The sequence below is a fragment of the Massilia glaciei genome (genome assembly GCF_003011895.2).
In the GTDB taxonomy this organism is placed as follows: Bacteria; Pseudomonadota; Gammaproteobacteria; order Burkholderiales; family Burkholderiaceae_D; genus Telluria_A; species Telluria_A glaciei.
In genome coordinates this window covers 26,056-50,584 of the sequence record NZ_PXWF02000233.1, presented here as the reverse complement: position 1 = coordinate 50,584, position 24,529 = coordinate 26,056, and the positions used below count along the sequence as shown (strand labels likewise).

The window sequence follows — 24,529 nt, the reverse complement described above, 5'->3', positions numbered from 1 at the left end:
AACAGCACGATCTGGAGCAGCTTGCGCTTTTCGGTCTCGAGGTTGGTCAGCAGGCGCAGCGCCTCGAGGCTCTCGACCGGGATCGCCTGCGCCTCGTCGAGGCACAGCAGCACGCGCTTGCCGGCCGCGGCCAGCTCGAGCAGGCGCTTGTTGATCGCCTTGAGCAACTGGTGCTGGTTGACGTTGCGGGTGAATACCACCTCGAGCTCGTCGGCCAGCGCCATCATCAGCGTGCGCGGCTCGAGGAAGGGATTGGGGATGTAGGCGGTGACGAAGCCGTCGTCGAGGGTGGCCATGAACTTGCGGCACAGCAGCGTCTTGCCGGTGCCGACCTCGCCGGTGATCTTGATGAAGCCCTCGCCGTTGCGGGCGGCCACGAGCAGGGTGTTGAGCGCCTCCTGCGAGTGCGGGCTGGTGAAGAAATACGAGGTGTCCGGCGTGATGCCGAACGGAATCTCACGCAAGCCAAAGTGCGCCGTGTACATGGCCGGACCCCGCGAAGTAGATGCGCCGTGCGGCGCGCGCGCGCATCAACGCGGCTCCGTCGCCGCGCGCGGATTGAGTTGGTCGATGCGCCGGCTGGCGTCGTCGAGTTCGGTGCCATAGGCGTTGGCGCCGGTGCCGTCGACGATGGTCGGCTTGATCAGCACCACCAGCTCGCGCTTCTGGCTGACCCTGCCCGTGTTGCGGAACAGCGCGCCGAGCCCCGGGATACCGCCCACGCCGGGCACCTGCGACTGGTCGCCGGTGGCGGCCTGGCGCATCAGGCCGCCGATGGCGATCACGCGCCCGTTCTGGCCGCGCACCATGCTGTCCATCTCGGAGGTGCTCGAGGCGGCCAGCGGCAGCGACACCGAGCCGCCCGCGCCGAGGTTGATGCCCTTGTTGACGGTCGAGACCTGGCTCACCGACGGGTGCACGTGCAGCAGCACGTTGCCCTCGCCGTCGATCTGCGGCGTGACGTCGAGCACCACGCCCGAGAAGAACGGCTGCAAGGTCACGCTCGGGGTGTTGGTGATGGCGCCGGCCAGGCTGCTGTTGACGTTGTTGGTGACGCCGGTGACGTAGAACTCGTCGGTGCCGATCTTGAGCACGGCCTTCTGGTTGTTCATGGTCGCGATGCGCGGGCTCGAGAGCACATGCACCGTGCCCTGCGACTCGAGGAACGAGATCAGCGAGGCGAAATTGGACGTTTGCAGGGCCAGCCCGAACAGCGAGCCGGCCGCGCCGGCCGCCGCGCCGATCGCGCGCCCGGTGACGGCGTTGAAGGCGGCCTCGCCGGTGCTGCTCAGCGCGCCCGGGGTGCAACAGGCGCCGGGGGCGGCCGGTTGCAGCGCCACGCCGGGCTGCATGAAGCCGCTTGAAACGCGCGCGCCGTTGTGGGAGGTCGAGAAGGCGGCCCAGTTGATGCCCATCTGGTAACTGTCGTTGAGTTCGACCTCGAGGATCTTGGCCTCGAGGATGACCTGGCGGTTGACCGACAACTGGGTCGCCTTCAGGTAGGCGTCGACGTTGCGCAGGTCGTCGGGCATGCCGCGCACCACCACCACGCCCGACTGCGGGCTGACCACGACCGTGCGTCCGGTCTTGTCCTTCTCGCCGGCGCCCATGATGGCTTCGAGCGCGAGCTTGAGCTCCTCCCAGAAGGCGCTGCTGGTGTTGGTGCTGACGTTGCTGCTGGCGCCGCCGCCGTTGTTGCCGTTGTTGCCGTTGTTGTTGCCGTTGTTGTTGCCGTTGTTGTTGCCGTTGTTGTTGCCGTTGTTGCCGTTGTTGCCGTTGTTGTTGCCGCCGCTGTTGTTGCCGTTGTTGTTGTTGCCGTTCTGCCCGTTCTGGTTGCCGCCCGCGCTAGAGACCGAGGTCGAGGACACCATCAGGCTCGAGCTGCCGGCGCGGTTGCCGAGCAGATAGTTGACCTGGAACACCCGCGTTTGCAGCGTCAGCGGCTTGATCGACACGCGCGTGCCCTCGATCTTGAAGTCGTAGCCGTACATCTCGCGCATCGCGTCGAGCGCCTCGGCCATGGTCACGTCCTTGAGGTTGGCCGAGACGGTGCCACTGACCTCGGGATGGACCAGCATGTTGTAGCGGGTGCCGACCACCAGCGAGTTGTAGAACTGCTGGACCGGCACGTTGTTGAAGGCCACATTGAAGCGCTCCTCGAGCGCCGCGCGCGCACGCGGCAGGCCCCTGCTGATCGATGCGACCGGCGGCAGCAGCGCGTTGGCCACCGCCTCGTTCGGGCGCGCCGCCGGCTGGGCCGCGCGCGCCGCCTCGGCGCGGATGTCCTTGCTGATGGCGTCGTAGGTGGCGTGCTTGGGCGGGGCGACGGCGGAGCACGCGCCGAGCGCGGCCGCGGTTCCGATCCAACCGGCAATCCTGATAAATTTTTGCATACGTTGTCGGTCTCTATGGTTGAACAGTTGCAATCGTGGCGGCCGGACGGTAAAGCTTGATCGTTTCCAGTTTGCCGCCGCGGCGCAGCACCACGTGGGTGCTTTCGATGCGGGCCAGCACGGCGCCGCCGACCCGGTCGCCCTGGCGCACGGTCTTGCCGTCGATCACGGCGACACGGCGCCCGCCGGGGCGCAGCGAAATGAGCAGGGACTGCAGTTGCGGGGTGCCGGCCGGCGCGGCGGCGGCGCCCGCGCCCGCGGGCAGGTAGAACAGCGGCGGCGGCCGGGTCGGGTCGTTCATCGGCTGCGCCCGCGCCGGCAGCGCCAGCGCGGCGCACAGCGCCGCGAGCGGGGCGGCGGCGCGCATCAAAGCTTGAGCCATTTTTTGTCCAGGTTGATGGTGTACAGGCTAAGCGTCAGGGTCGCGTTAGGATACTCGTCGACCCGCATCGCCGCGCTGGCCCAGAACACCTGGCCTTGCATGCGCTCGAGCGAGGCCATGTAGGCGACCATGTCGGAATAGCTCCCCTGCACCACCAGTTCGACGCCGTGCTGGTGCAGCAGCGCCGACGCCGCGCCCGCCGTCGCGGGCGCCGCGGCCGCCGCGTCGGTGGCGGCGGCCTCGCCGAGCGTGCGCAGCGACTTGAGCTTCAAGCCGCCATGCGCGCGCAGCATCTGTCCGAGCAGGGGGATCACGCGCTCGGGCGGCACCATGCCCTGCTGCAAAGCCATCAGCGAGGCCGACAGCTTGTCGGCCTCGCCCGTGATCTGTTCGAGCCTGGCGCGGTCGACCGCGTCCGGGTCGACCGTGTGGGCCTGGATCTTGAGCACGATCTCGGCCTCGACGCCGGCGATCTGGTCCTGGTTGTGCGCCATCTGGCTCAGCAGCGCCTTCTGTTTGGCGTACTGCGGATTGAGGTAGAAGAAAAACACCATGAACACGAGCAGCGCCGCGGTCGTGCCGAACAGGATCGCGCGCTCGCGCAGGGTCAGGCCGTCGATGCGCGCGCTCGCCAGCAGCCAGTATTTCTTCATGGCGCGCCCGCCGTGCGCGCCCCGGCGCCGTAGGCGTCAAGTTTGAAGCTCAGGTAGCGCCGCGGCGTCGCGCCGCCCTCCGCCGGGGCCGCCTCGGGCGCCTGCGCGATGTTGAGCGCCGAAAAACTCTTACCCTTCATCACGGGCTCCCGCGCCAGCTCGGCCATGAAGGCGGGGACCAGTTCGGCGCGCAGCGTGTTGCCCTTTACGCCGATCTGGGCGTTGGCGCCGCTGACGGTCAGCTCGGTGAGCCACAAACCGGAGACGGTGCGCCGCGCGAACGCCCGGAAGTACTCCGAAAAGCCGTTCGCGTTGCCGAAGTCGCCGCGCCGCAGGACGGCCGAGGCGCCCTGCAGCGCCGCCAGCCGCGCCGTCGCCTCGGCGATCTGGGCGCCGATCACGGGATCCCTCTTGCGTGGTGGAAATTGCACCTTCGCCAGCTCGCGCCGCCGTTCGGTCTCGGCCAGCAGCGTGGCGCTGGCGGCGGCCTGGATCTGGAGTCCGCGCACGCGGCGCGCGGCGTCGGCCGCCAGCAGCGCGCAGGCGACGCAGATGATGGCCAGCCCCTGCAGCATGGTGACACTGGAAAAGTATTTTTTCTGCTTCCGGAAAATCGGATTGAAGAGGTTGATTTGCTGGCTCACAGCACCCTCTCCTCGATCCGCAGCGCCGCGCCGAGGCTGCGGAAGAAGCGCTGCTGGTGCGCGACCTCGTTCAGTTCGGGCACCAGCGACAGGTCGAACACCTTGGCCAGGTCGAGCTCCTCGACCTGCATGTAGAGGTTGGTGGCGAGGTGGGCGTGCAGGCCGCACGGCGGCATCGGCCCGAGCACGAGCTTGGCGACGGTGATGAAATGGAATTGGCGGTCGAAGTGGTCGAGCGAGCGCTGCAGCTCGAGCATGATGCGCTCGAAGGCGCGCTCGCGCCGCTCGAGGTCGACCTCGTGCACCTGCTCGAGCGTGACGTCGATCCGGCGCGAAAGGTACAGTTCGCCGTTGTAGGTGACCGTGAGCAGCCCGCCTTCGTCCGTGAACGCGAGCATGGCCACGCCGCGCCCCTCGGGCGCGAGCAGGGCCGAGATGTTGCGCTGGGCCGTGTCCGGGATGTCGATCGCGTCGAGTTCGACGCCGGCGCCGACGAACAGGGCCTGGCGCGCCTCGATCACGCTGTTGCGCGCCGCCACGGCGAACATGGAATGGGTGCGTCCGGCCACGCTGGCGTCGGGCGGGATGTCTAGCACGTCGATGGTGGCGTCGTCGACATGGAAGTCGAGCATGTCCTTGAGGCGCCAGCGCACCGCGACCTTGAGCTCCTCGGGCTGGACGTTGGGGGCCTCGACCGCGAGCATCTGGTATTCGGCCACCGACAGGAAGGTCGAGCAGCGAAAGCGCGCCGCCTGCACCTCGCGCGCGAGCTTCTCGAGCGCGTCGACCGACTTGCCGGCGGCGCTCGGGTAGAACTTGGCCACCGTCACCTGCGGCGCCTTGGCGTCGGCGTGGCGCAGGCTGGCCGCGTGGACGCCGTCGGCGTCGAAGCCGATCGCCAACCACCCTGCGCCCTTCACCTTTTTACCGAATAATCCCATGCGCGCAATCCGTTACTGAATGTTTTGTAAGCAATCCGCCCTAGCTTGTTGATTATATTCACATTTAGTCCAAATTCGTCTGAATTTTTTCAATTGAGCAACCATTTAGTAACAAATTCGCGCGCAGGAGGAGGTCGGGCTTGGGGAGTCGAAGCGAAAAAAGTGCCGGGCGAGGACAGATTTTGACGATTTCGTGGTGCCGATGGCGAGCTATTGGAAGCGAGAACGGGTGGTTCGTCCAGCGCTTTTTGCGGCCGACGCGCCTAAAAGTATGACAGTCTCCTAGTAGGTCTCGCGGACATAGATAACCGGCCCTGACTTGTACACCCCGAAGGTGGCGCGCCCTTGTCCGGGCAGATAGTCGCGGCTCGACTTGAGCGTGACACTGCCTTTTTTGGTCGGGCGCAGGTTCGCCGGCGCCGCCGTCATCGGCCGGCGCAGGACAATCTTGCCCACCCCGCCGACGAGCTCGGCGCCGTCGAGGAAGTTTTCGCCAATGCTCATATTGTCCGCGTTGATGCCGTTGGGTCCCGAGCCGTCGTGGATCATCGTGAAATCGGTCCCATCGAGCCCGCTGCAATTGTCCAGTCCGTTGGTGAGGTAGCTGCCGCCCGCCCAGTACTGCGCCGTCATCTTGACGCCCATGTCGAGCAATTCGGAACCATAGGTGTTGGCGATGTTGAGGCGTCCGTGGCGCAGGATGGCCGGGGTCGCGCCAAGCTTCGCATGCGTGGCCGCGGCGGCGGCCGCGTTGACCGGGTCGAGCGTGAGGTCGGCCGCCTTGAGGGCGACATTGTCGCTGTCGACCGGCTTGACGCCGACCTTGAACGCGGCGAACGGCCCGACCGGGGCGAGCGGACGGAAAACGGTGATCGGCAGCCGGATCGCGCTCGCCACGCCATTGGTGAAGCTGCCGGTGACGGTATCGGCGCTGATGCAGGGATGGGCCTTTAGCGCCGCGCAGGCGGGGAACGGGGTGCGGGTCGGGGCCGCGTCGTCGATGGCGCGCAGGTTCATTTGCGCCGCCGGCGCGAACCGCGCGAACGTGCCCGTGTAATTGAAAGTGGTCCCGCCCGCGGCGTTGCGCGCCGTCAGCGTCAGGGTCGGCGCCATCGCCTCGCCCATGTAGGTGAAGGTCGAGGCAACCGGGCACGACAGGCTGCTGCGGTTGACCACCGCCGCGGCGCTGAGGGCGAAATGATCGGGAACGAAGCGGCCCACATACGGCGAGGCGGCATTATTGCCGAAATAGCAGCCGAATTTATTGCTGACCAGAACATTCGGATCGGCCGGGTCAAGGGTCGAATTCAACCTCGCGTCGCTGTAGCATTCGGGCGTGGCCTTGAGCCGGTCCACGTCGGCAAACGTGCCTTGGTCGTAGACCCCCCAGGGCTGGAAGCGGAAGTACCCCACCTCCGAATACGTGAACGCGTCGCCGCGCGCGGCCCAGCTGCCGCCGCTCAGGCTGCCCGCCGCGAAAACGCCGGCGACGCTGCCCTGGGTCGCGCCCGATGGCTGCACGCGGTTCTGGTTGATCAGGGGCACGCCATTGTAGCCGGTCACGGCCGTCACGGGACCGGCCGGCGAAGGTACGAACGAGGTCGGCGCGGCGGCCAGGCTGAACGCTTCCGAGCCGGCGCTGAAGACGTTGCCCGCCACGGTCGCGCTCGCGCTCACCCCCGCGGCGTCGGCGGTGGCGGGATAGGCGCCGGCCGACGTGACGCTCAGATTGCGCGGCCGCAGCGCGAAATTGTCCGACGAGCATGAGGTCACGCCATTGCTCGTGAGTATTTTTATGCGCGCGTTCCTGGCCGCCTGGAAATAGGGTGTCAATGTGATGGTGGCGCGGCCCGTGCTGCCGTTAAAGGCGAAATTTTGTCCCGGCGACAAGGCCGTGGTGCCGCACGGCTCAGCCGTGCTGACGGCGCTCGCGTCCATCACGGTCGCCGTCCCCGTCGCCGTCGACGAGGGCGCCGGCGCGCCGCTTGCGAGCGCGAGCACGTCGAGCGAGAAGGCGTTGCCGGAGAGCTTGGTATAGATCGACGAGTTGGCGTTCAGGGTCGGCTCGACCGCGTCGAACGTGCACGAATTGGTATTGAACACGAGCGCGCAATCGCCCACCGTCGCGCCGTTCTGGCACGTCAGGCTGGTGCCGGCCGGCGCCGTCACCGTGCCGCCCAACGTGAGCGTGCCGGTCGCGCTTCTGCGCACGGTGGCGGTGGCCGAACCGTTGTTGAAGGCGATCGGATTGGGCGACCAGGTGACGCCGGTGACCACCGTCGGCGTCACCGACACGGCGCCGATGTACAGGCTCGAGCAGGCCGCGTTGGCGCAGGCCTTGATCGTCACGGTCTCGGGCAGGCATGTCAGGGCGGTGCCGTCGTGCACGATGCGCACATGGTTGAGGGCGGGGGCGATCTGCACCGTGTAGGTGTTCGAAAGGCTCGCGCTCGTCGCCGTGGCCGCGTTGCCGACCAAGTCGAGCAGCGTCCCCAGGTTCTGCGTCAGGTTCAGCGCCAGCGTGCCCGAGACGCTGGTATTGGCCGTGACCAGGTAGGTCGTGCCGCTGCCCGTGACCGAGGTGATCGCCGAGCCGGCCGTGCCGGTGCCCGAGAGTGCGAATTTGGCGGCATCGACACCCGTGACGGCCTCGGAGAATACGACCTGCCAGGTCACCGAGGTGGCCGCGGTGGGGTTGGACGTCCCGCACAGGGCAGGGGTTTGGCAACTGATCGTGCCCACCGGCGCGGTGCGGTCGATGGTCAGCACCGCGCCGGTACGGCTGCCGTTGCCCGCGCCGGCGCCGCCCAGGGGAACCCCGCCGAGGTTGACGATGGTGTCGGAATCGGTCACGTTCAATCCGATCGTGCCACTGCCGGTTCCCGTGCTCACCGTCACCGTGTAGACCGTGCCATAGCGCGCGCTCCCGGTGGTGCCGATGGCAAAGGCGCCGCTGCCGTCGCTGCTGGTCACGGAAACGATCTCCGAGGTCCCGCCGATGCCGGTCTTGACCAGGCCGAAGTCGCCCAGCCTGACACCGTTCACAGGCTCGCTGAAACTGACGGTCCAGGTGACGCTGCCCGTGGTGTTGGTCGGGTTGGCCCCGTTGACGGCGATCGTGAGCACGTTTGGCGTGAGCGCGTAGCGGATGCCCGTGCAGTTCGGGTCGCGCGTGCCCTGGACCAGCAACTGCTGGCCGACCAGGGTCGGCAGGTTCATGTTGTAGGTCCAGTTATGCGTGCCATTGTACCGGTAGTTCGGCTGTATGCTGCTGTGGTGGCACGAAATGCCGCTGGTCGAGGTCGAAAAAATCGTCGAGCGCCACCACCAGCCCTCGGTGAGCGTCACATTGACCGTGACGGAGAAGGTGCCCGCCGGGATGGTGCGGGTCGCGACGCCGTTGATGGTGATGTAATTGACCGTGAAGGCGGCCAGCGCCGCCGGCGCCACGCACAGCCACAGCAGCAGGGCCGCGAGCGCGGCGCGCAGGCCGGGCAGGCGCCGCGGGCGGCGCGCCGGTTTGTCCCGGTCCTGTTCGGTAAGCATCGGAATCATCCCCGTCCCCTTCAGTTGAGCTCGGCCTGCAGGCGGCGTTGCGTGTAATCGCTGCTTGGACTGGCATTCGGGCAACCCGCCGCGCCCGGTTCGTTGCACGCGGTCGCGGTCAGGGTCCAGCGGTTGGTCGTGTTGCCGGCCGCGTTGCCCGGGTGGGCGGCGCAGGTGACCGTCACCGTCAGCGCCGCCAGGCTGGCGTCGGCGGGCAGGCGGAACGTGCTCGGCGAGGCGAAGCAGGCGATCGAAGGCGGCTGCACCCGCAATTGCTGGTACAGGCCCCATTGCATGCCCGCGCGCGCGGCCTGGTAGGTGCGCGCGCCGAGCACGTCGAGCCCGCTGCTGGCCTGCTGCACCGTGAACAGGCTCACCAGCGCCGCGGCCAACCCGGCCAGCACCACCAGCAGGAACACGGCGGCAATCATGCTCAGACCCCGTTGGCGCCGCGGCGCGCTTCCAGACTTCTTCGATCGGTTCATGGCGTGTTCTCGACGTGTACCTGCTGCAACAGCGTCATAGGCGGCGCGTTGTTGCCGTCATCGACCTTTTGCATCAGTTTGATACCCACCAGCCCGCTGTGCACATTGGCCAGCCCGGCATAGGTGAACTCGCAAGATGACAGATTACTTGCGAGCAAGGCGCCTTGCCCGAGCACGGCCGGCGCGGTCGGTTGCGCCGGCGCGATCGCGTAGTCCCAGTGACGGGTCAGTCTGCCGGTGGCGCCGTCGCAGGCGTAGGTCACGGGCGAACTGACAATATGGAAGCGGCGGCCCGGCGACCTCAGGCTCACCCCGGCGGCCGAGCTGGCCTGGGCGGCGAACGGATTGCTCTTGAGCGTGATCGTGCCGGCCGCGCTGTCGACCGATTCGATCGGGGCCCGGTTGCAGCCGAGCGCGGCCGCGCAGTCGGCATAGGCGTTGGCGGGCTCCTGGTCGGGCCCGAGGTTGTAGACGACGACCCAGTCGCCGGCGATCGGCGCCCGGCGGTCGGTCGGCACGCCGCCGACGACGGTGAATGCGTAGGCCGTCGTGTCGCTCCAACTGAGCACGGTGCCGGCGGTGCCGACATCGTCGTCGCCGAGGTAGCGCAGGCCGGCCTTGGTGAGCAGGAACTCGAGGTAGACGGTACTGCCGCTGGTCGTCACACGCACCGAATTGGGCAGCGCCAGCCTGATCTCGCGCGCCATGCGGCGCATCGCGTAGTCGGCCATGTCGGTCGCCTCGGCGCGCGCGACCGACTCAACGTAGCTCTTGACCGGCACCCTGACGAACACGGCGACGAAGCTGGCCACGATGCCGGTGATCACGATTACGACGATGGCCTCGACCAGCGTGAATCCGCGCGCGCGGCGCCGGGGCATGGGGCTGTGGGAAATGCGGGGCCCGATCATGGGACGCTGTTCGGCGCATGGCGCGTGCGGTAGCCGTCGAGCTCGATGGTGGGCCGCGCGCCGCCGTTGACGGCCACGCCGTAGGTGACCACGACCTTGATGCGCAACACGTCGGTGTTGGCGTCGTTGGCGCCCGCCGCCAGCGCCGGAATCGGCGCGCCGACCGGCCCGAGTTTCGGTTCGCTGTTGATCGTCACCTTGGCGGTGTAGTCGCCGCTGTAGTCCACCGCGGTGGTGCTGGCGACATCGGTGATGATGCCCGTTGAATCGCCGGCGGTGAACGAGGTGGAGGTGTTGAAACTGGCCACGTAGTCGTTGATGTTGTAAAACGGGCGCACCTCGCCGGGCAGCGGGCCGACCGCCTCGGGTATGGTGCAGTCGCCCACGTCGGCGGCGGTTTCGGCGGCCGAATCGTCCGGGTGGCAATAGGTGAAGCGCGCCAACTGGACCTCCTCGAGCAGACCCTCGGCGATCAGCAGCGCCTGCTTGCGCTGGAGCGGGTCGGCGCCCGCGCCGCTGGTGAGCTGGAACACGGCCATCAAGCCGAGCACGCCGACGCCGACGACCACGATGAAAATGATCAGCTCGATGATGGTCAGGCCGCCCTCGCCGCGCCTGCGGGCCGCGTTAGTGGACATAGCCGGTCTCCCGTTCCACGGTGGTGTCGCGGTTGCTGCCGCCGGCGCTCACGCGCACCGTCAGCGTGGTGAAACTCGACACCGTCGTCGGCGAGACGTCGGTGGAGGCGAACGGTTTTCCGATGGGGTCGAAGTAGAACGCGGTGATCCCGGGCAGCGTGGTCAGCGTTATATTGGTCGGCGGCGCCTCGCAATGCCAGGTGCTGTCGCCGCAGGCCGCTTTGGTGGCCGCGCTGTCCGAATTGGCGCCACCGGGGGCGCGCACGCGCGCGCCGGCCGGGCAGCCCGCGCCTGGCTGGTAGCACAGTGAGATCGAAGCGCCGTCGAGGCGCACATGGACGTCGCGGTTTTGTGCCACCGCCACTTTTTGCGCGTAGCGCAGCATCGCCCTGCCCTGTTCCGCGAAGACGGCGCTGTCGGTGACGCCGCGGTCCATGATGCGCGCGGCGGCCACCGCGCTGAGGATGCCAACGATGACGATCACCAGCACCATTTCGACGAGCGTGAAAGCGCGCGCGCGCCGTTTGGCGGCGGTTCTGATGGCGGCGTGTGGTCGGGTCTGTCGCATGGCGCCTCGATGCCCTTGTGGAAGGTTAGGCCCGCTTGGAGCGCAAAGCAAAACAGGCCAATCGCTTGGCCTGTCCGGTGCTGCACTAGCGAACGATCAGTTGATCGGAAGGCTTAGCAATTGGTTTCGTTGATGGCGCTCTGGACGATTGCAGGCACCGCCGTCACGGTTGGCGTGGTGTCCGCCACGTCGGCGCTCTGGGTCGCCTCGGTATAGGTGAACACGCACTTCGGATGCGCTGCGTCGGCCGACACCCACAGCGTGGTCGTGCTCGGTACGATCGGCGTGATGCTCGGATCATTGGTGGCGACGACATAGTCGTTGGTGTCCAGATTGGCCGCCGCCGCGATGCCGCCGGACGCCGTCGCCGATTGCGCCGCGCCGTCGCCGCCGACGTCGGGATAGCCGCCGAAGGTTGGCACGTTCGTGCCTTCGGCCGCGATCAGGGTCGGTGCCACCACCGCGCCGGCTGGGCCGCAGGCGGCGCAACCGAGCTTGCCGCCGGCGACGAGCCATTGCGCGTGCGCGGTAGCGCTGGCCGCCTTGACGCTGCCGACGGCGGCGTTCATCTTGGCCATGCGGGCCTGGGTCGACATATCAAACATGCGCGGCAGGGCCGTCGCTGCAAGAATGCCGAGGATGACGATCACAACGATTAACTCGATGATGGTGAAACCGGCCTGGGCGCGGTTGCGGATTGGCATTTGATATGTCTTCATTGTCGATCTCCTACAAACAGTTGTACTACGGAAAGAATTCAGCCTGAGCTTACTCGTTTATTTGACTTAGGGCAACACCCTCAATCGTATCGTGCGCGGGGTTCTCGGCATGTTCTGGGCCTTCGGCGTCCCCCGCCAACAGCACGCGAATCTTGAATCGAAGCTGCTTGGGTTGGTCGGTCTGGAGCTCTCCTCCAGACTTCATAATATACACGAGAAGCAATTTTTGGCGATCAAAATACCAGTTCCCGGGAGTAATTGTGAAACTCTGTGGCGAAAAATACTCACCAATATAATTAGATGGTTTTTCCGCCAACAGATCCATGGGGTTTCTGTCAACGAAGCTTGTCAATTCTTCAGTGCGGCCCTTGGCGATCAATTGCGCCGCCTTCATGTGGAGGGCGCCGCGCAGCGCGCCGAGCACCGTTTGCATCGCCGCCAACTCGGCTTGTTCGTTGTAAAAACTGACGCGTTTTAACAACGCCCCCGCCAGGATGGCGACGATCGCGACCACCACGGCCAGCTCGAGCAAGGTGAAGCCGGAGCGGCGCGCGCGCCCGGCATGCGCGGCGCCGCTCATTTCTTGAGCGCCGCTTTGCCGAGGTCCCAGATCGGCAGAAAAATGCCCAGCGCCAGGATCAACACCATGATGCCGAGGAACACGATCAGGATAGGCTCGATCTGCGCCGACAGCGACTTGAGCTCGTAGTCGACCTCGCGCTCGTACATGCGCGCGATCTCGTCCATGAGTTCGTCGAGCGAGCCGGTCTCCTCGCCGACGGCGATCATCTGCAGCACCACCGGGGTGAACACGCCGGCGGCGACGGCCGTGCGCAGGATGCTCTCGCCGCGCTCGACGCCGTCGCGCATCTGCTCGATGCGGGCGCACAGGTAGGCGTTGTCGACCGTCTGCGACACCGTCGTGAGCGCCTGCACGATCGGCACCCCGCTCCTGGTGGCGAGCGCGAAACTGCGCGCGAAGCGCGCCAGCGTCGCCTTCATGACGATCTTGCCGGCGATCGGCAGGCGCAGCTTGGTGCGGTCCCAGTTGTAGCGACCCTTGACGGTGCCCAGATAGCTGCGCGCGAAGATCGCCGCGCCGATGGCCACGGCGAAAAACAGCGGCCAGTAGGTGACGGTGAAATTGGAGAAATTGATCAAAATGCGCGTCATCAACGGCAGCTCGGTGTGGAAGCTGTCGAACACCTTCTTGAACGCAGGGATCACGAACGCGTTCACGATCGCCATCGCCACGCCCATCGCCACCACCACGAAGCTCGGATAGCGCATCGCCGACTTGACCCGCTCGCGCATCTCGCGGTCGAACTCGAGGTGGTCGAACAAGCGCAGGAACACGTCCTCCATGCGGCCGGTCATCTCGCCGACCCGCACCATACTCAGGTAGAAGTTCGAGAACACGGTCGGATGGCGCCGCATCGCCGTCGACAGCTCGCGCCCGGCGTCGAGCGAGTCGCGCAGGTCGCGCAGCACGGTGGCGAAGGCCTTGCTGGTGGCCGACTCCTGCAGCCCGGCCAGAGCGCGCATGATCGGCACGCCCGCCTTGAGCAGGGTGTACAACTGGCGGCTGAACAACTGCACGTCCATCGAGGTGACCTTGCGCTCGGTGAGCGCGTCCCACCAGCCGTGGCCGGCATCGCCGGTCGAGGCCGGCTTCTTGGCGTCGACGATCTCGATCGGGGTGATGCCTGTGCTAAACAGCGCGCTGGCGATGGCGCCGCTGTCGGCGCCCTCGAGCACGCCCTCGAGCATCTCGCCCCTGGAGTTGCGTCCCTTGTACGAGAAAAAGGGCACGCTAGCTCTCCTGCTGGTTGCTGATGCGCATGGCCTCGGCCACGGTGGTGCGTCCGACCGTGGCCAGGTGCACGGCGTGGCGGCGCAGGGTCTGGCCGGCCATCTCGGCCTTGGCCGCGGCCAGGAACACGGCCGGATCGTGGTGGTTGGAGGCGTCGACCACGGCCTGGGTCATTTCGAGCAGCTCGTAGACGCCGGTGCGGCCGCGGTAGCCCATGCCGTTGCAATGCGAGCATCCCTTGCCATGGAAAAATTTGGTGGTCTTGACCTGCTCGCCCAGTTCGATGCGCAGCCATGCCGACTCCGACGGGGTCGGTTCGTGCGGCTGCGAACAGCTCTCGCAGACCAAGCGCACCAGGCGCTGCGCGAGCACGCATTGGAGCGCGCTGCCGACCATGTAGCGCGGCACGCCCATATCCATCAGGCGCAGCGGGGTGCTGGCGGCGTCGTTGGTGTGCAGGGTCGAGAGCACCAGATGGCCCGTCATGGCCGCGCGCAGGCCGATCTGCGCGGTCTCCTGGTCGCGCATCTCACCGACGAGCACGATGTCCGGGTCCTGCCGCAGGGCCGAGCGCAGCACCTTGGCGAAGGTCAGCTCGATCTTGTCGTTGACCTGCACCTGGTTGATGCCGGGCAGCCGGTACTCGACCGGGTCCTCGACCGTGATCAGTTTCTTCTCGACCGAGTTGAGCTCGGCCAGCGCGCTGTAGAGGGTGGTGGTCTTGCCGCTCCCGGTCGGCCCGGTCACCAGCACCAGGCCGTTGGGGCGCTGCACGATGGCGCGGAATTTGGCGACCATCTCCTGGGGCATGCCGATGGCGTCGAGCTTGAGGTTCATGCCGCCCTGGTTGAGCAGGCGCATCACGACCGATTCGCCGAACTGGGTCGGCATGGTCGAGATGCGCACGTCGATGCGCTGCTGCTTGACCTTGATGGCGAAGCGGCCGTCCTGGGGCAGGCGCTTTTCGGAGATGTCGAGTTCGGACATCAGTTTCAGGCGCAGCGCCAGCGGCGTGGCGATCTTGAGGTCGGCCTCGGTCTGCAGGTGCAGCACGCCGTCGATGCGGAAGCGGATCTGCAGCCGCGTCTCCTGCGGCTCGATATGGATGTCGGAGGCGCGCACCTGGGTGGCGTCGTCGAACACCGACTGCAGCAGCTTGACGATGGGCGCCTCCTCCAGGCCCGGGTTGCTCGCCAGGGCGCCGAAGTCGACGAAGGCGTCGCCCACGTCCTGTTCGAGCTCGCGCGCGAAATCGGTGATCTCGCCGGTGCGCCGGTAGATGCGGTCGATCGCGGCGAGCACCTCGGTCTCGTTGACCACGGCCAGCTCGATGTTCTTCTTGACCAGGCGCGCGATCTCGTCGTACGCGAACAGGTCGGTCGGGTCGGCCAGGCCGACGAGCAGCACGCCGCGGCGCTCCTCGAGCACCAGCGCGCGGAAGCGGCGCGCCTGCGTCTCGGGCAGCATGCGCACGATGTCGGGATTGACGTTGTAAAACTTGAGATTGATGTAGGGAATGTCGAGCTGGCGCGCGAGCGCGCCCGAGATCTGCTCCTCCGTGACGAAGCCCTTTTCGACAAAGACCCGTCCCAGCTTGCGGCCGGAGCGTTTCTGGTCGGTCAGGGCAAGGGTCAGTTGCTCTTCCGAGAGCAGGCGTTGCTGGACAAGGATCTCGCCGAGACGGATTTTCTCTGGTCTTGCCATGGACTTCCCTTGAAAGTTATTTCTTCAGGGCTATTCTATGCCACAAATGCGGAAATTAACGTTTCGCGCCATATTTAGTGGGGATAAGTGTCGCAAGTGTGTCATTGCGCCATTGCGCGCGGCGGCGGCGCTGCGCTAAAGTCGGCGGGTCCGCCCCACCCTCCGTCGCGCATGAACATCCCCGCCCTGCACTTCCAACAAGTCGTCAAACATTTTTCATCCACGCCGGTGCTCAAAGGCATCGACCTGCGGGTGGGCCGGGGCGAGCTGTTCGGCCTGGTCGGCGTCAACGGCGCCGGCAAGACCAGCCTCATCAAATGCCTGCTCGATTTCGTCGCGCTCGACGCCGGCCGCATCGACATCGAGGGCCGGCCCCATTTGTCGCCGGCCGCGCGCGCGCCGCTCGCGTTCCTGCCCGAGCGCTTCATGCCGCCCTGGTACCTGACGGGCGGCCAGTTCCTCGCGACCATGCGCAAGCTGCACCGGGCCGGCTACGGGCCGCCCGCCGTCGAGCAAATGTTGGGCGCGCTCGCGCTCGAGCCCGATGTGCTGCGGAAAAAGGTGCGCAAGTTATCGAAAGGCATGACGCAGCAACTCGGGCTGGCGGCCTGCCTGCTGTCGGACAAGAAAATCCTCGTGCTCGACGAACCGCTCGGCGGGCTCGACCCGCTCGCGCGCGCCGCCGTCAAGCGGCAGTTGCGCCGGCGCGGCGGCGGCGAAACCGTCTTTTTGAGCGCGCACAGCCTGGCCGACGTCGAGCAGATCTGCGACCGCATCGCGATCCTGCACGGCGGCCGCCTGCGCTTCGTCGGCAGCCCCGCGGCATGCCGCGAAAGCTATGGCGGCGCCAGCCTCGAGCAGGCGTTCATCGCCTGTGTTGGCGAAGGCACAAGCGGCGCCGCGCACGGCTGCGCAAGCGCGCCACCGCAACGGGATTTGGCGTAATATTTTCCACTGGTTAAAGGATTTGAAGCGGACGGACCTGGCGCGCGCGCCAGTGCGGAACGCGGAAACACGCATGAAGAAATCGGCAGTGGTTTTACTATTCCCTTTGTTGTCCCCGTTCAGTGCCGCCCTGCTGGCCGGATGCGCCAGCCCGTCGCTGCCGGGTTCGCCCTCGCACGTCACGGCCGCGGCGCGGGTGCCCGGCGCGATCCCGGAGCCGGTGCGCCACAGCCGCGCGCTGGCGCCGCCGAAGCCGTCGCCGCGCCTCGAAACCTACAGCGTGAGCGTGCACAAGGTGCCGGTGCAGTCGCTGCTGTTCGCGCTCGCGCGCGACGCCGGACTCAACGTCGACGTCCACGGCGGGATTGAGGGCACGGTCACGCTCAACGCGCTCGACCAGACCCTGCCGCAGCTGCTCGCCCGCATCGCCAGGCAGGTCGACATGCGCTACGAGATCGAGGGCGGCGTCCTGACCGTGATGCCGGACGGCCTGGTGTGGCGCAACTACAAGATCGATTACGTCAATATGGCGCGCAGCACGGTCAGCAGCGTCAACATCGCGACCCAGATCTCGACCACCGGCGGCGGCGCGGCGGCCGCGCCCGCGCAAGCGGGCGCGCCGCCGACGCCCACGGGCCCTGCCCCGGCCGGCAACAGCGGCAACAACAATTCGACCACCTCGGTGACCAACCGCTCCGAAAACAACTTCTGGGCCAGCCTGGAGCGCAACATCCGCGACATGCTGCGCGACACCACCTTGAACGACCCGCCGACGGCCATCAGCGCCTCGGCGGCGCCGGCCGCCCCGGCGCAGGCGGGCGCGGCGCAGGCGGGCTCGGGCGTGGCGGCCGCCCCCGGCGCCGCGCCCGGGCAACCCCCCGACAATGTGCTGGCCGCGTTCGGCGCCCCCAGGCCAAGCGGCCTGGGCTCGGTCATCATCAATCCCGAGGCCGGCCTGCTGGCCGTGCGCGCGACCGGGCGCCAGCACGAAAAAATCCAAGCCCTGCTCGACCTGGTGCTCGGCAGCGCCAGGCGCCAGGTCATGATCGAGGCCACCATCATCGAGGTGCGCCTGTCGGACCAGTACCAGCAGGGCATCAACTGGTCGCTCGTCAAGGGCGCGCTGTCGTTGCAGCAAAAGCAGATCGGCAGCACCACGCTCGACTCGGGTATCGCGGTCGGCGCCACCCCGGGCCTGTTCTCGATCAACTATCTGAACCCCGCCTCGGCGCTGGGCAACATCTCGACGGCGGTCCAGCTGCTCGAGTCGTTCGGCACCGTCAAAGTGCTGTCGAGCCCTAAGATAAGCGTGCTCAACAATCAAACCGCGATGCTCAAGGTGGTCGACAACAATGTCTTTTTCACGATCAAGGTGACCCCGGCCGTGATCGGCCCCAACGGCGCCGTGACGACCCCGGCCACCTACGAGTCCAAGCTCGAGACGGTGCCGGTCGGCTTCGTCATGAGCGTGACGCCGCAGATCGCCGAGAATGACGAGGTGACCATCAATGTGCGCCCGACCATCACGCGCATCGTCGGCTTCGTTCAGGACCCGAACCCGGCGCTCGCGGCCAGCAATGTGGTCAGCCGGGTGCCGGTGATCCAGGCGCGCGAGGTCGAATCGATCCTCAAGGTGTTCAGCGGCGAAGTGTCGGTGCTCGGCGGCCTGATGCAGGACTCGGTCGACCAGACCCGCGACACCGTCCCCGGCGCCAACCGCCTGCCCCTGCTCGGCAAACTGTTCGCCTACCGCAACGAGACCGCCAGCAAGACCGAACTGGTGATCTTCCTGCGCCCGGTCGTGATCCGCGACGCGAGCCTGAACGGCGACTTCAAGAACTTCCGCTATCTGCTGCCGGCGCCCGGGGGCGGTTCGTGAGCCTGCTGCAGCAAGCGCTCGACAAGGCCGAACGGGCGCGCCAGAACAACGGCGCCGAGGCGCCGGAACTGGTGCTCGCGCCGCTCGAGCCGGCCGCCGCCGCGCATCCCGAGGAGAGCGCGCGCGGGCCCGTGCCCGAAGACGCCGCCGCGCATCCGGCCCGGCCCCGCCCCGCCCCGCCGCCCGCGCGGCGCGATCCGCGCATGCTGCGCCTGGCGGCCCTGTGCGCGCTCGGCGTGCTGGTGCTGGCCACGTTCGCGGGCATTTACTGGCGCTCCGTGCACGGCGGGGGTGCGTCGAAGCACTTGCCGATGGTGCCGATGCCGGGCCAGGGCGGCGTCATCGTCGCCGCGCCGGCGCCCTGGCCACAGGCGGCCGAACCGGTGGCGCAGTTGGTGGAGCCGTTGGTGGACCCGTTGCCGGAGCCGTCGCCGGAGCCGTTGCTGGAGCCGTTGGTGGCGCCGGCGCCGCCCGTCACCGAGGCCCCGGTCTCGGAACGCTTCGGCGGCGCCGCGCGCGACGAGCGCGCGATGGCGCCCCAGAACCTCGACGGCCCGCCGGCGGAACCCGCCGCGTCGGACGCCCCCTCCGGTCCGCCGCCCGCGAGCGCCGCGCTGCCGGCCGGGGCGCCCCTGGCGGCCGAGCCCCCATCGGCCGGGCCCGACGGCGGCGCGATCCGCATCGCCCGCGCCAGCACGCCCGAGCGCGTCGATCCGGCGCTCGAGGGCGCCTATGCGCAGTTCGCCGCAGGCGACCTGCGAGGCGCGCGCCAGCAATACGCGTCGGTGCTCGCGCGCGACCCCAACAACCGCGACGCCATGCTCGGCCTGGCCGCGATCGCGCTGCGCGAGGGCCACCCCGACCAGGCGCTGGCCCTGTACCAGCGCATGCTATCGCTCGACGCCAACGACGGCGACGCCATCGCCGCCATCAGCGCCCTGCGCCAGCTCGATCCGAACCGGGCCGAAAGCGGCCTGCGCCACGTGCTGCGGGCGACGCCCGACAACGCCCCGGTCCTTTTTACGCTGGGCAACCTGTACGCGCAGCAAGGCCGTTGGCAGGAGGCGCAGCAGGCGTACTTCCGCGCGTTCGCGGCGATGCCCGGCAACGCCGACTACGCCTTCAACCTCGCGGTCGGGCTCGACCGGCTCAACCAGCCCGCCCTGGCGCTCGACTACTACCGGCGCGCGCTGGCCCTGGGCAGGGACGGCCAGGCCGACTTCGACCACGACACGGTGCGCCGGCGCATCGCCGAACTCGAAGGCTGAGGACACCATGGCCGAACAGTCCAAAATCCCGCTCGGAAAGCTGCTGATCCAGAAGGGGGTCGTCAGCGAGGACCAGTTGCGCATCGCCCTGATCGAGCAGAAACGGGGCGGCGAGCCGCTCGGCAAGTTGCTCATCACGCTAGGCTTCGTGACCGAGGCCACGGTGCGCGAGGCGCTGTCGGAGAACCTGAACCAGCAAAGCGCCGACCTGACCAGCCTGGTGGTGGACGCGGTCGCGCTCAAGCTGATCCCGAAGGAGGTGGCCAAGCGCTACCGCGTGTTCCCCATCGTCTACGAGCGCGACAGTGACAAGCTGATCCTCGCGATGGCCGACACCAGCAACATCGTCGCGCTCGACCAGATCAGCGCGATGCTGGTCAAGGGCATCACGATCACGCCGATGCTGGCGGCCGAGTTCGACATCGCGCGCGCGATCGACCAGTTTTACGGATTCGAATTGTCGATCGACGGCATCCTGATCGAGATCGAGACCGGCGAGGCCACCGCCGCCGGCATGGCCGCCACGTCCGACGAATACAGCCAGCCGATGGTGCGCCTGATGGACGCGATCCTGGCCGACGCGGTCCAGCACGGCGCGTCCGACATCCATTTCGAGCCGGAGCAGAGTTTCCTGCGGATCCGCTACCGCATCGACGGCATCCTGCGCCAGATCCGCAGCCTGCACAAATCGTACTGGCCGGCCATGACGGTGCGGCTCAAGGTGATGAGCAATATGAACATCGCCGAGGCCCGCGCGCCCCAGGACGGGCGCATCTCGATCAAGTTCTCGGGCCGCCAGATCGACTTCCGGGCCTCGGCCCAGCCGACCTCGCACGGCGAGAACTTCGTGCTGCGCGTGCTCGACCGCCAGAAGGGCATCGTGCCGCTCGACATGCTCGGCCTGGCCGGCGCCGAACTTGCGCTGCTCAAGCGCATGATCGCGCGCCCCGACGGCGTGATCCTCGTCACCGGCCCGACCGGCAGCGGCAAGACCACCACGCTGTACTCGATCCTGAACCACATCAACACCGAGAGCGTCAACATCATGACGCTCGAAGACCCGGTCGAGTATCCGATGAACATGATCCGCCAGACCTCGATCAACGAGTCGGCCAAGATGGGTTTTGCCGACGGCATCCGCTCGATGATGCGGCAAGACCCCGACATCATCCTGGTCGGCGAGATCCGCGACCGCGAAACGGCCGAGATGGCGTTCTCGGCCGCGATGACCGGGCACCAGGTGTATTCGACCCTGCACACCAACTCGGCCATCGGCGCCGTGTCGCGGCTGCAGGACATCGGCATCCTGCCCGACATTTTGGCCGGCAATATCATCGGCGTGGTCGCGCAGCGCCTGGTGCGCCGGCTCTGCGTCCATTGCAAGGCGGGCGGCCTGGCCGACGCCGACGAGCGCCGCCTGCTCGGGCTGTCGCAGGCCGCGCACGAAGTCGCCGTGTGCCGCCCGGTAGGGTGCGATCGCTGCGCGCACCAAGGCTACAAGGGCCGGCTGGCGATCATGGAGCTGCTCCGGGTCACGCCCGAACTCGACGAGCTGATCGCCCGGCGCGCCCCGGCGCGCGAACTGCGCGCGGCCGCCGGCGCAGGCGGCTTTCGCGCGCTGCAGGACGATGGCGTGCGGCGCGTGCTCGAGGGCACCACCTCGCTGGCCGAGGTGGCGCGCGTGGTCGACCTGAGCGAGCGGCTGGCCTGATGGCGCAGTATGCCTACCGGGCCATGGACGCGGCCGGCCGCTTGGTGCCAGGCAGCATGGAGGCGAGCAACAGCGCCGACCTCGAGTTGCGCCTGCACCGCATGGAGCTCGACCTGGTCGACTTCCGGCCGACGGGGCGTCCCGCGCCCGGCTTCGGCCAGCGCACGGTGCGGCGCAAGGAGTTGATCAATTTTTGTTTCCACATGGAGCAGATGACGGCGGCCGGCGTGCCGATGCTCGAGGCACTGGGCGACCTGCGCGACAGTTGCGAACACGCGCGATTGCGCGATGTCGTCAGCGACCTGATCGAAAGCATCGAGGGCGGCCAGCCGCTGTCGCGGGCGCTGTCGCACCACGATCGCGTGTTCGACGGCACCTTCACCAGCCTGATCGCCGCCGGCGAGAGCAGCGGCAGGCTCGACGAGGTTTTGCGCAAGCTTTCCGAGAGCATCAAATGGCAGGACGAGCTCGCCGCGCAGACCAAGCGCATCCTGATCTACCCGCTCGTGGTCGGGGTCGTGGTGCTGGCCGTGACGTTCTTCCTCATGATCTTCCTGGTGCCGCAATTGACGGCCTTCATCGGCAACATGGGCGGCGTATTGCCGCTGCAAACGCGCGTGCTGATCGCCGTCTCGAGTGTGTTCATCAACTACTGGTACCTGATCCTGGCCCTGCCCGTGCTCGCGTGGGCGGCCGCCCGGCTCTGGCTGCGCCACAGCGAGACGGCGCGCTACACGGCCGACGGTCTCAAGTTGCGCCTGTTCGTGGTCGGTCCGGTGCTGCGCAAAATCACGCTGGCGCGCTTCGCGACCTATTTCGGCCTGATGTACGGTTCGGGCATCGCGATCCTCGATTGCATCCGTTTGTCCGAAGGCATCGTCAACAACCGCGTGATCGCGGCCGGCCTCGGGCGCGCCGCGCGCTATATATCGGAGGGGCAAAGCGTGACCGCGGCGTTCCAGAACGCGGGCATCTTTCCGCCGCTCGTGATCCGCATGCTCAAGGTCGGCGAGGCCACCGGCTCGCTCGACGCCGCGCTGCGCAACGTGAGCTATTTCTATCACCGCGAAGTGCGCGAGACGATCGAAAAGGTGCAAGCGATGATCGAGCCGGCCATGACGGTCATCCTCGGCCTCCTGCTCGGGTGGATCATGCTGTCCGTGCTCGGGCCGATCTACGACACCATCAGCCAGATCAAGACCTGAGGCGCCCGTGCTTAGCAAACAATTTTTCATCATCACCAACGAGCAGTTGAGCGTTTTCGGGTGGCGCCGCGGCCGCTTCACGCCGGGCCCGGCCTTTGGCGGCGACCGCGCGGGCACCGAGGCGTTCGGCGCCTGGCTCGCCGGGCACCGCGAACTGCCGACCTACATCGTGGCCGACGTCATCGAGGAGGATTTCCAGCGCCATCTGTTGCCCCATGTGCGCGGCACGGCCGGGCGCGCCCTGCGCGGGCGGCGCCTGGGCCAGCTTTATCGCGACACGCCGTTCAGGCATGCGGCCGTGCAGGGACGCGCGCGCGACGGCCGGCGCGACGACCAGGTGTTGCTGTCGGCGCTCACCAATCCGGCACCGATCGCGCACTGGCTGGGGCTGATAGAGGCGCACGCCGTGCCGCTCGCCGCGCTGTATTCGGCGGCCTTCCTGTCGGCCTCGCTGGTGCGACAACTTGGATTGGCGCGCCCCCACCTGCTGCTCGTGACGCAGCAGGCCGGTGGCCTGCGCGAAAGTTACTTCCAAGGAAACGAGCTCAAATTCAGCCGCCTGACCGCGCTCAGCGGGGGCACGGCGGCGCCATCGATGCTGGTGGCCGAGGTCGGCAAGACGCGCCAGTTCCTCACCAGCACCCACCAGCTCGAGCGCGAGCAGCAAATCGAGGTGACCATCATCGCCGACGACGCCGCCATCGGGGCCTTGGAACCTTTGTGCGATGACGGGCCACAGGTGCGCTGGCGTTTTGTCGGGCTGGCCGCCGCCGCGCACAGCCTCGGCATGGAGCACACGCCGCCATTGGCCGACCAACTGTTGCTCGCGGCGCTAGCGCGGCACGCACCGGCCAGCCACTTTCCGCTCGGCCCGCTCGGACGCTGCCACCGGATCTGGCAGGCGCGCGGCGCACTCAGGCTGGGAACCGGCGCGCTGCTGGCCGCCGGCGCGGTATGGACCGCGGCCAACCTGTGGGCGGCCGGCGTGGCCGATGAGCGGCACGCCGCGCTGCGCAAGGAGACGCAGGAGATCATGGCGCGCCACCGCCAGGCGAGCAAGGCCTTGCCGCCCAGCGTGAACGAGCCGGCCAAAATGAAGGCCGCCGTGCAACTCGAACAGATGCTGGCAAGCCACGGCCCGCATCCGGGGCCGCTGCTGGAGATCCTCGGCGCCGCGCTCGACCAGTTGCCGCAGTTAAAGCTAAGCTTGCTCGAATGGCAGGTGGCACGGTCCCCCGCCGCCGAAGCGGATGCGCCCCCCTCCGCGCGCAGCTTGGGGATCGGGGGCCGTCCGCCCGAAACCCTGCGTGTGCACGCCGCGCTCGCGCTCGACCATGGCAACTACCGGGAGGCGTTCAACAGCATGAACCGCCTGGTGTCGCTACTTTCGGCGCGGCCGGGATTGCGGGTGCGGATTGTCGCCGCGCCGCTCGAGGTCGGCCCGGGCGCGCGCCTGTCCGGCACGGCAGGGGCCGCCGTGCCCGAGGGCAAGGCGGGCTTCATCCTGTCTTTGGGCTGGACTCCATGAGGCGAACCGAGCCGCCCTCGGTGCGCCGGCCGCTGCTCATCTGCGCAGCGGCGCTGTTGGCCGCCGTTAGCGCGGTAGCCCTGAGCCACTATTTTGTGGGACAAGCGCGCGATGATTTGCGCCACGCGGCGCAAGCGCGGCAACTTGCCGCCGGAGGGCTTGCAGCGCTCGAGACCAGCAGGCGGGAGACCAGTATTTACCAGCCCCGCTTCATGCAGCTCGAGCATGCCGGCATGGTCGGCGACGAGCGGCGTCTCGCATGGACCGAGGCCATCCGGGCAATCCAGGCCGCGCGCAAGTTGCCGCCCTTAAGCTTTGGATTCGCCCCCCAGCAGGGAGTCGCCATGGACGTGCCGATGGCGCTTGGAGGCTACCAGTTGCGCGCGAGCCGCATGCAACTGTCGATGGGGCTGCTGCACGAGATGGATCTGTTCAATTTTCTTGACGCATTGCGCGAGCATGGTCTGTTCACGGTGCAAGACTGCAGCATCACGCGCAAGGAGGGGCCGGCCGGCTCGATCAGGACCGCCCGCCTTGCCGCCGACTGCACCTTGGTCTGGGTGACGCTGGCCGACAACCCCGGGGGCGCACGATGA

The 24,529-nt window shown here is 67.6% G+C and carries 22 protein-coding genes; 7 read left to right on the top strand and 15 right to left on the bottom strand.

Annotated elements, in window-relative coordinates; all coding sequences use genetic code 11:
- From C7C56_RS14345 to C7C56_RS14275, 15 genes are all read right to left on the bottom strand, one after another.
- Positions 1-485: ExeA family protein (locus C7C56_RS14345; protein WP_146204488.1), on the bottom strand; the 485-nt coding region annotated here is incomplete at its 3' end.
- A 45-nt stretch (positions 486-530) separates the two neighbouring features.
- Positions 531-2,393, bottom strand: a complete 1,863-nt coding sequence (locus C7C56_RS14340) for a type II secretion system protein GspD (RefSeq protein WP_106758059.1) — start codon at positions 2,391-2,393, stop codon at positions 531-533.
- A gap of 13 nt (positions 2,394-2,406) precedes the next feature.
- A complete protein-coding gene (locus tag C7C56_RS14335) occupies positions 2,407-2,775 on the bottom strand; it encodes a general secretion pathway protein GspB (RefSeq protein ID WP_229458776.1) in 369 nt (122 codons plus the stop codon).
- Positions 2,760-3,428 carry a hypothetical protein gene (locus tag C7C56_RS14330; protein WP_106758057.1) on the bottom strand — a complete coding sequence of 223 codons (669 nt, stop codon included), beginning with the start codon at positions 3,426-3,428 and terminating at the stop codon, positions 2,760-2,762. The genes C7C56_RS14335 and C7C56_RS14330 overlap by 16 nt, the downstream gene beginning before the upstream one ends.
- A complete protein-coding gene (locus C7C56_RS14325; RefSeq protein WP_106758056.1) occupies positions 3,425-4,072 on the bottom strand; it encodes a PilN domain-containing protein in 648 nt (215 codons plus the stop codon). The genes C7C56_RS14330 and C7C56_RS14325 overlap by 4 nt, the downstream gene beginning before the upstream one ends.
- On the bottom strand, positions 4,069-5,013 hold the full coding sequence (locus C7C56_RS14320) for a type IV pilus biogenesis protein PilM (RefSeq protein WP_106758055.1): 945 nt from the start codon (positions 5,011-5,013) through the stop codon (positions 4,069-4,071). Before C7C56_RS14320 ends, C7C56_RS14325 begins: the two co-directional genes overlap by 4 nt.
- Positions 5,014-5,295: 282 nt before the next feature.
- Positions 5,296-8,568 (bottom strand): DUF8613 domain-containing protein, encoded by a 3,273-nt coding sequence (locus C7C56_RS14315; protein ID WP_146204487.1) that lies wholly within the window; start codon positions 8,566-8,568, stop codon positions 5,296-5,298.
- Between the two features lie 11 nt (positions 8,569-8,579).
- The gene (locus C7C56_RS14310; protein ID WP_106758053.1) at positions 8,580-9,044 is read right to left on the bottom strand and encodes an agglutinin biogenesis protein MshP; all 465 of its coding nucleotides are present in this window, start codon (positions 9,042-9,044) and stop codon (positions 8,580-8,582) included.
- Positions 9,041-9,955, bottom strand: coding sequence for a prepilin-type N-terminal cleavage/methylation domain-containing protein (locus C7C56_RS14305; protein ID WP_106758052.1), 915 nt, complete (start codon positions 9,953-9,955; stop codon positions 9,041-9,043). The genes C7C56_RS14310 and C7C56_RS14305 overlap by 4 nt, the downstream gene beginning before the upstream one ends.
- Complete coding sequence (locus tag C7C56_RS14300; protein WP_106758051.1) at positions 9,952-10,593, bottom strand: MSHA biogenesis protein MshD; 642 nt, start codon at positions 10,591-10,593, stop codon at positions 9,952-9,954. The genes C7C56_RS14305 and C7C56_RS14300 overlap by 4 nt, the downstream gene beginning before the upstream one ends.
- Positions 10,583-11,161, bottom strand: a complete 579-nt coding sequence (locus C7C56_RS14295) for a pilus assembly FimT family protein (RefSeq protein ID WP_106758050.1) — start codon at positions 11,159-11,161, stop codon at positions 10,583-10,585. The genes C7C56_RS14300 and C7C56_RS14295 overlap by 11 nt, the downstream gene beginning before the upstream one ends.
- A 113-nt stretch (positions 11,162-11,274) precedes the next feature.
- On the bottom strand, positions 11,275-11,880 hold the full coding sequence (locus tag C7C56_RS30495; protein WP_181373182.1) for a prepilin-type N-terminal cleavage/methylation domain-containing protein: 606 nt from the start codon (positions 11,878-11,880) through the stop codon (positions 11,275-11,277).
- Between the two features lie 49 nt (positions 11,881-11,929).
- Positions 11,930-12,460: a type II secretion system protein gene (locus tag C7C56_RS14285; protein ID WP_106758048.1), complete on the bottom strand. Its 531-nt coding sequence runs from the start codon at positions 12,458-12,460 to the stop codon at positions 11,930-11,932.
- Positions 12,457-13,692, bottom strand: a complete 1,236-nt coding sequence (locus C7C56_RS14280; RefSeq protein WP_106758047.1) for a type II secretion system F family protein — start codon at positions 13,690-13,692, stop codon at positions 12,457-12,459. Before C7C56_RS14280 ends, C7C56_RS14285 begins: the two co-directional genes overlap by 4 nt.
- A 1-nt stretch (position 13,693) precedes the next feature.
- Positions 13,694-15,397 carry a GspE/PulE family protein gene (locus C7C56_RS14275; RefSeq protein ID WP_106758046.1) on the bottom strand — a complete coding sequence of 568 codons (1,704 nt, stop codon included), beginning with the start codon at positions 15,395-15,397 and terminating at the stop codon, positions 13,694-13,696.
- Positions 15,398-15,568: 171 nt separating this feature from the next.
- Here C7C56_RS14275 and C7C56_RS14270 point away from each other — a divergent pair, with 171 nt between their 5' ends.
- The 7 genes from C7C56_RS14270 (at position 15,569) to C7C56_RS14235 (ending at position 24,529) form a co-directional block, all read left to right on the top strand.
- Positions 15,569-16,342 (top strand): ABC transporter ATP-binding protein, encoded by a 774-nt coding sequence (locus C7C56_RS14270; RefSeq protein WP_106758045.1) that lies wholly within the window; start codon positions 15,569-15,571, stop codon positions 16,340-16,342.
- Between the two features lie 73 nt (positions 16,343-16,415).
- On the top strand, positions 16,416-18,221 hold the full coding sequence (locus tag C7C56_RS14265; RefSeq protein WP_106758060.1) for a type II secretion system protein GspD: 1,806 nt from the start codon (positions 16,416-16,418) through the stop codon (positions 18,219-18,221).
- Positions 18,218-19,489 carry a tetratricopeptide repeat protein gene (locus C7C56_RS14255; RefSeq protein WP_181373181.1) on the top strand — a complete coding sequence of 424 codons (1,272 nt, stop codon included), beginning with the start codon at positions 18,218-18,220 and terminating at the stop codon, positions 19,487-19,489. Before C7C56_RS14265 ends, C7C56_RS14255 begins: the two co-directional genes overlap by 4 nt.
- A 7-nt stretch (positions 19,490-19,496) precedes the next feature.
- On the top strand, positions 19,497-21,200 hold the full coding sequence (locus tag C7C56_RS14250) for a GspE/PulE family protein (protein ID WP_106758042.1): 1,704 nt from the start codon (positions 19,497-19,499) through the stop codon (positions 21,198-21,200).
- The gene (locus tag C7C56_RS14245; protein WP_106758041.1) at positions 21,200-22,405 is read left to right on the top strand and encodes a type II secretion system F family protein; all 1,206 of its coding nucleotides are present in this window, start codon (positions 21,200-21,202) and stop codon (positions 22,403-22,405) included. Before C7C56_RS14250 ends, C7C56_RS14245 begins: the two co-directional genes overlap by 1 nt.
- 7 nt (positions 22,406-22,412) lie before the next feature.
- Positions 22,413-23,933, top strand: a complete 1,521-nt coding sequence (locus tag C7C56_RS14240) for a hypothetical protein (protein ID WP_106758040.1) — start codon at positions 22,413-22,415, stop codon at positions 23,931-23,933.
- Positions 23,930-24,529, top strand: a complete 600-nt coding sequence (locus tag C7C56_RS14235; protein WP_106758039.1) for a hypothetical protein — start codon at positions 23,930-23,932, stop codon at positions 24,527-24,529. Before C7C56_RS14240 ends, C7C56_RS14235 begins: the two co-directional genes overlap by 4 nt.

Excerpts from the sequence above, each read along its gene's own strand:
- C7C56_RS14340 (WP_106758059.1), bottom strand. The coding sequence starts at position 2,393 with ATGCAAAAATTTATCAGGATTGCCGGTTGGATCGGAACCGCGGCCGCG.
- C7C56_RS14335 (WP_229458776.1), bottom strand. The coding sequence starts at position 2,775 with ATGGCTCAAGCTTTGATGCGCGCCGCCGCCCCGCTCGCGGCGCTGTGC.
- C7C56_RS14330 (WP_106758057.1), bottom strand. The coding sequence starts at position 3,428 with ATGAAGAAATACTGGCTGCTGGCGAGCGCGCGCATCGACGGCCTGACC.
- C7C56_RS14320 (WP_106758055.1), bottom strand. The coding sequence starts at position 5,013 with ATGGGATTATTCGGTAAAAAGGTGAAGGGCGCAGGGTGGTTGGCGATC.
- C7C56_RS14315 (WP_146204487.1), bottom strand. The coding sequence starts at position 8,568 with ATGATTCCGATGCTTACCGAACAGGACCGGGACAAACCGGCGCGCCGC.
- C7C56_RS14310 (WP_106758053.1), bottom strand. The coding sequence starts at position 9,044 with ATGAACCGATCGAAGAAGTCTGGAAGCGCGCCGCGGCGCCAACGGGGT.
- C7C56_RS14305 (WP_106758052.1), bottom strand. The coding sequence starts at position 9,955 with ATGATCGGGCCCCGCATTTCCCACAGCCCCATGCCCCGGCGCCGCGCG.
- C7C56_RS14300 (WP_106758051.1), bottom strand. The coding sequence starts at position 10,593 with ATGTCCACTAACGCGGCCCGCAGGCGCGGCGAGGGCGGCCTGACCATC.
- C7C56_RS14295 (WP_106758050.1), bottom strand. The coding sequence starts at position 11,161 with ATGCGACAGACCCGACCACACGCCGCCATCAGAACCGCCGCCAAACGG.
- C7C56_RS30495 (WP_181373182.1), bottom strand. The coding sequence starts at position 11,880 with ATGAAGACATATCAAATGCCAATCCGCAACCGCGCCCAGGCCGGTTTC.
- C7C56_RS14285 (WP_106758048.1), bottom strand. The coding sequence starts at position 12,460 with ATGAGCGGCGCCGCGCATGCCGGGCGCGCGCGCCGCTCCGGCTTCACC.
- C7C56_RS14275 (WP_106758046.1), bottom strand. The coding sequence starts at position 15,397 with ATGGCAAGACCAGAGAAAATCCGTCTCGGCGAGATCCTTGTCCAGCAA.
- C7C56_RS14270 (WP_106758045.1), top strand. The coding sequence starts at position 15,569 with ATGAACATCCCCGCCCTGCACTTCCAACAAGTCGTCAAACATTTTTCA.
- C7C56_RS14265 (WP_106758060.1), top strand. The coding sequence starts at position 16,416 with ATGAAGAAATCGGCAGTGGTTTTACTATTCCCTTTGTTGTCCCCGTTC.
- C7C56_RS14250 (WP_106758042.1), top strand. The coding sequence starts at position 19,497 with ATGGCCGAACAGTCCAAAATCCCGCTCGGAAAGCTGCTGATCCAGAAG.
- C7C56_RS14245 (WP_106758041.1), top strand. The coding sequence starts at position 21,200 with ATGGCGCAGTATGCCTACCGGGCCATGGACGCGGCCGGCCGCTTGGTG.
- C7C56_RS14235 (WP_106758039.1), top strand. The coding sequence starts at position 23,930 with ATGAGGCGAACCGAGCCGCCCTCGGTGCGCCGGCCGCTGCTCATCTGC.